Source organism: Frankia sp. CcMO1 (assembly GCF_977945845.1).
Window position 1 is genome coordinate 1 of sequence record NZ_CDWTMG010000356.1, and the last position, 3536, is coordinate 3536.

Genomic DNA, 3536 nt, shown 5'->3' on the forward strand with positions numbered 1-3536 from the left:
ACGCCACCCCGCTCTCGGTCGTGCCGAGCGTGCTCGGTGCCGCGGCCGCGATGCTCGCGCTCGACCGGATCACCCGCCCCGCCGGCCCGCCGCCGTTGTTCGCCCGGGGCGACGAGCCCCTGGGGCCGCTGGGATTCGACGACCCCGGCAGGCCGGTGACGGCGTCCCGCGCGCCGGACCGCCGCACGCTGATGACGGTGGCGGTCCTCGTCGGGGCGGGGGCCGTCGGGATCGTCGCGGGCCGCCTGCTGGGCCACCGGCTCCGCGACGCGGAGGCCTCCAGGGCCGAGCTGCTGGACCGGCTGCCCGCCCCCGCCGAACCGGAACCCCCGCTGCCCCGCGGCGTCGAGACCGGCGTGCCCGGTGCCGTCCCCTTCCGCGTGCCGAATGCCGACTTCTACCGGATCGACACCGCGCTGATCACGCCTCGCGTGACCGCCGAGGAATGGCGGCTGCGGATCCACGGGATGGTCGCCCGGGAGGTCGAGTTCGGGTACGACGACCTGCTCGCGGCCGGCCTGGTCGAACGCGATCTCACCCTTACCTGCGTGTCGAACGAGGTCGGCGGCGACCTGGTCGGCAACGCCCGCTGGCTGGGGGCCCGCATCGCGCCGCTGCTTCGCCGGGCGGGCCCGGCGCAGGACGCCGACATGGTCCTGTCCCGGTCGGCGGACGGCTGGACGTGCTCGACCCCTCTGGCCGCCCTCACCGACGGGCGGGACGCGCTCCTGGCCGTCGGTATGAACGGCGAGCCGCTGCCGGTTGAGCACGGCTTCCCGGTGCGGATGGTGGTGCCGGGTCTGTACGGGTACGTGTCGGCGACGAAATGGGTGGTCGAGCTCCAGGTCACCCGATTCGACCGGGACGAGGGGTACTGGACGTCGCGTGGCTGGTCGCCGCAAGGGCCGGTGAAGACGTCGTCGCGCATCGACGTCCCGAGCGGCGGCGCGAACGTGTCCGCCGGAACCGTCGCCGTCGCCGGTGTGGCGTGGGCGCAGCACCGGGGTATCCGGGCGGTGGACGTCCAGGTCGACGACGGACCGTGGCAGCCGGCGACCCTGGCCGCGGCGGTGTCGATCGACACCTGGCGGCAGTGGGTGTACCGCTGGCAGGCCGCCACGCCAGGACGGCACACGCTGCGGGTGCGCGCGACGGACGGCACCGGCGCGGTCCAGGTCGGCACGGACGCGCCACCCGTGCCCGACGGCGCGACCGGCTGGCACGAGGTCGAGGTCGAGGTCACGTGACTCGGCCGGGTGACGCACCCGGGTGAGTTCGCCGTCACCACGGGTGACGCCCGGGCGCGCCCGGGTGAACGGCTTCACCGGAGGGCGACCCGGTCGACGGGACCTGGGTGAGCGGGGCGGCAGGCGGGTGCGCAGGCGAGTCGGCGACGCCTGCCCCGGTCCACCGCGGGCCCAGGCTGGTCCGGCGTCCCGCTGTCCTGTTCGTCGCCCTCTTCGCGCTGGTGCTGGCCGCGCTCCCGACCTGGTTCGGGCTCACCGGCCGCCCGGCCGACGCGACCCGCCTGGGCCTGCTGACCTCGGCCGTCTCGTCCACCGGGTCCGGTCTCGCCGTCCTCGGGTGGTGGATACGGGCCCGTCACCGGCACCAGGTCCCGGTCTGGCGCGTGCTGTTCGGCCTCGCCGTCACGTCCTGGGGAATCGGCCAGTTCTCCCTCTACTGGGACGCCCAGCGCGGGGTCCTCGAGTACCCGGCCCTGGGCGACATGATCGGCGCCGCTGCCGGCCCGCTGAGCCTGATCGCGCTGCTGTGCGTCCCCCGGGACCTCGATCTCGTCCTGGCCGGGTCTGCGCCTGTCCCTGGACGCCTTCGTGATCGGGTTCGCGGGAGCGCTGGCGCTGCGCTCCATGCTCCATGCTCCTGGCGACGCCGTTCGGCCGGATGGCCACCGACCGGTACGAAACCGTCGTCTACCTCGTGCTCGACGTGGCCGTGCTGGCACTGGTCCTGCTGGCGTCGGTCCGCGACGTCCGCTCCCGGCTCCTTCCGGGGGTCCTGGGCGTCGCCTGCTGGAGCACCGGCTCCGCGGCGCCGTCGTGGCGGGTGAGCTGACGTCGTGCGCCCAGCCTCTGGTGGACCCGAGCACGGGCGCGCTGTGCGGTTTCGAGGCCCTGGCGCGGTGGACCGACCCGGAGCTGGGGCCGGTGTCCCCGGGGGAGTTCGTTCCCGTCGCCGAGCAGACCGGCCTGATCGTGCACCTGGGGGAGCATCTCCTGGACGTGACGCTGGCCGGTGCGGTCGCGGCCGGCGTCTTCCGCGCGGGGCTGCACGTGGCGATCAACGTGTCGCCCATCCAGCTGCGCGTGCCGGGCTTCGTCGGGACGGTCCGGGACGGGCTCACCCGGTACCGGGTCCCGCCGCCCGCGCTCACGATCGAGGTGACGGAGGCGATCCTTGTCGCGGACGACCACCCCGCGCTGCGCACCCTGGACGAGTTAGCGGCGCTGGGGGTGTCGATCGCCATCGACGACTTCGGCACCGGGTACTCGGCGCTCGGATACCTGCGGCGGCTGCCCGTGCAGACGCTGAAGATCGACCGGTCGCTCAGCACGGACCTCGCGGACGCCAAGACGCTGGCGATCGTGGAGGCGGCGGTGCGGATGGCGCACCGCATGGGCATCGTCGTCGTCACCGAGGGGATCGAGGACGAGGCGACGGCGACGGCCTGCCGTGGGTGGGCGCCGACGTCGGCCAAGGATGGCTGTTCGGCCGCCCCACGACCTGGGCCGAGGCGGGCCGGCTGATCGCAGCGCCGCCGCGGCTCGGCGTCGTCCCGGTGCCCCGGGGATGACCGTTCCCCGTAGGCTTGGGGGGCGCCGAGCGGGAGTGGTGTAACTGGCAGCCACGCAGGATTTAGGTTCCTGTGCCTTCGGGCGTACGGGTTCGAGTCCCGTCTCCCGCACCAGAAGCGCAACGTTCGAACCCTTAACACGGGAAACAACGCCGTAGCCCTCGCTACGGCGTTGTTCGTTGTCCGGACTCTCCTCATCGCTCAAGAGCATGCTCAGGTCAAGATCGGTCGTCGATTCGGTTGTCGTCTCCTCCGGGAGGGTTGGTGCTGTAAACATTCACCTTCGTTGCGGAGCGGGGTCGGGGGCAGCGTGAAGTGACCGGACGTGGGTGGCGCCGGTTCGTGGTGCGGGGTTGTGGTCGTCAGGTGACGGTGGCTGGGCCGGGTATCCAGGTGCGGCCGTGGAAGGTGTCGAGTAGCACGGTGAACCGGTCGAGGCCGTGTTTCGCGGCGGTGGTCAGGTAGCCCAGGACCCGGTATCGGTCTTCGGTTCTGGCGATGCTGGTGAGCCGGCCGGAGATCTTCTGCTGGATCTTGGCGGGGCGCAGGCCGCGTTCGGCGTCATTGCTGGTCGGGGGAACGGTGAGGTCACGGGCGAAGCGCAGGATGCCGCTCTCGCGGTCGCGGAAGGCCTCCAGCAGCAGGCAGGCACACAGGTGGGTATCGACGTGCGATCCGTGACCACGGCTTCAGGCAAGGCGACGCTGGAGGCCTGCCTTGA

The 3536-nt window shown here is 72.8% G+C and carries 5 protein-coding genes and 1 tRNA gene; 4 read left to right on the forward strand and 2 right to left on the reverse strand.

Annotated features, from left to right (window positions below; genetic code table 11):
• A partial coding sequence (locus tag AC08OU_RS23685; protein ID WP_476605860.1) for a molybdopterin-dependent oxidoreductase occupies window positions 1–1247 on the forward strand: 1247 nt, incomplete at its 5' end.
• A gap of 74 nt (window positions 1248–1321) precedes the next feature.
• Here the strand turns inward: AC08OU_RS23685 and AC08OU_RS23690 are convergent.
• A complete protein-coding gene (locus AC08OU_RS23690) occupies window positions 1322–1873 on the reverse strand; it encodes a hypothetical protein (RefSeq protein ID WP_476605861.1) in 552 nt (183 codons plus the stop codon).
• A 5-nt stretch (window positions 1874–1878) separates the two neighbouring features.
• On the opposite strand from AC08OU_RS23690, the gene AC08OU_RS23695 reads away from it, so the two are divergent.
• The 3 genes from AC08OU_RS23695 (at window position 1879) to AC08OU_RS23705 (ending at window position 2929) form a co-directional block, all read left to right on the forward strand.
• On the forward strand, window positions 1879–2076 hold the full coding sequence (locus tag AC08OU_RS23695) for a hypothetical protein (RefSeq protein WP_476605862.1): 198 nt from the start codon (window positions 1879–1881) through the stop codon (window positions 2074–2076).
• On the forward strand, window positions 2061–2768 hold the full coding sequence (locus AC08OU_RS23700; RefSeq protein ID WP_476605863.1) for an EAL domain-containing protein: 708 nt from the start codon (window positions 2061–2063) through the stop codon (window positions 2766–2768). The genes AC08OU_RS23695 and AC08OU_RS23700 overlap by 16 nt, the downstream gene beginning before the upstream one ends.
• A gap of 76 nt (window positions 2769–2844) precedes the next feature.
• A tRNA-Leu gene (locus AC08OU_RS23705) sits at window positions 2845–2929 on the forward strand.
• Window positions 2930–3177: 248 nt separating this feature from the next.
• On the opposite strand, the gene AC08OU_RS23710 is transcribed toward AC08OU_RS23705, so the two are convergent.
• The gene (locus AC08OU_RS23710) at window positions 3178–3471 is read right to left on the reverse strand and encodes an IS66 family transposase (protein ID WP_476605864.1); all 294 of its coding nucleotides are present in this window, start codon (window positions 3469–3471) and stop codon (window positions 3178–3180) included.
• Between the last annotated feature and the right edge of the window lie 65 nt (window positions 3472–3536).

Excerpts from the sequence above, each read along its gene's own strand:
- AC08OU_RS23690 (WP_476605861.1), bottom strand. The coding sequence starts at position 1,873 with ATGGAGCGCAGCGCCAGCGCTCCCGCGAACCCGATCACGAAGGCGTCC.
- AC08OU_RS23695 (WP_476605862.1), top strand. The coding sequence starts at position 1,879 with ATGCTCCTGGCGACGCCGTTCGGCCGGATGGCCACCGACCGGTACGAA.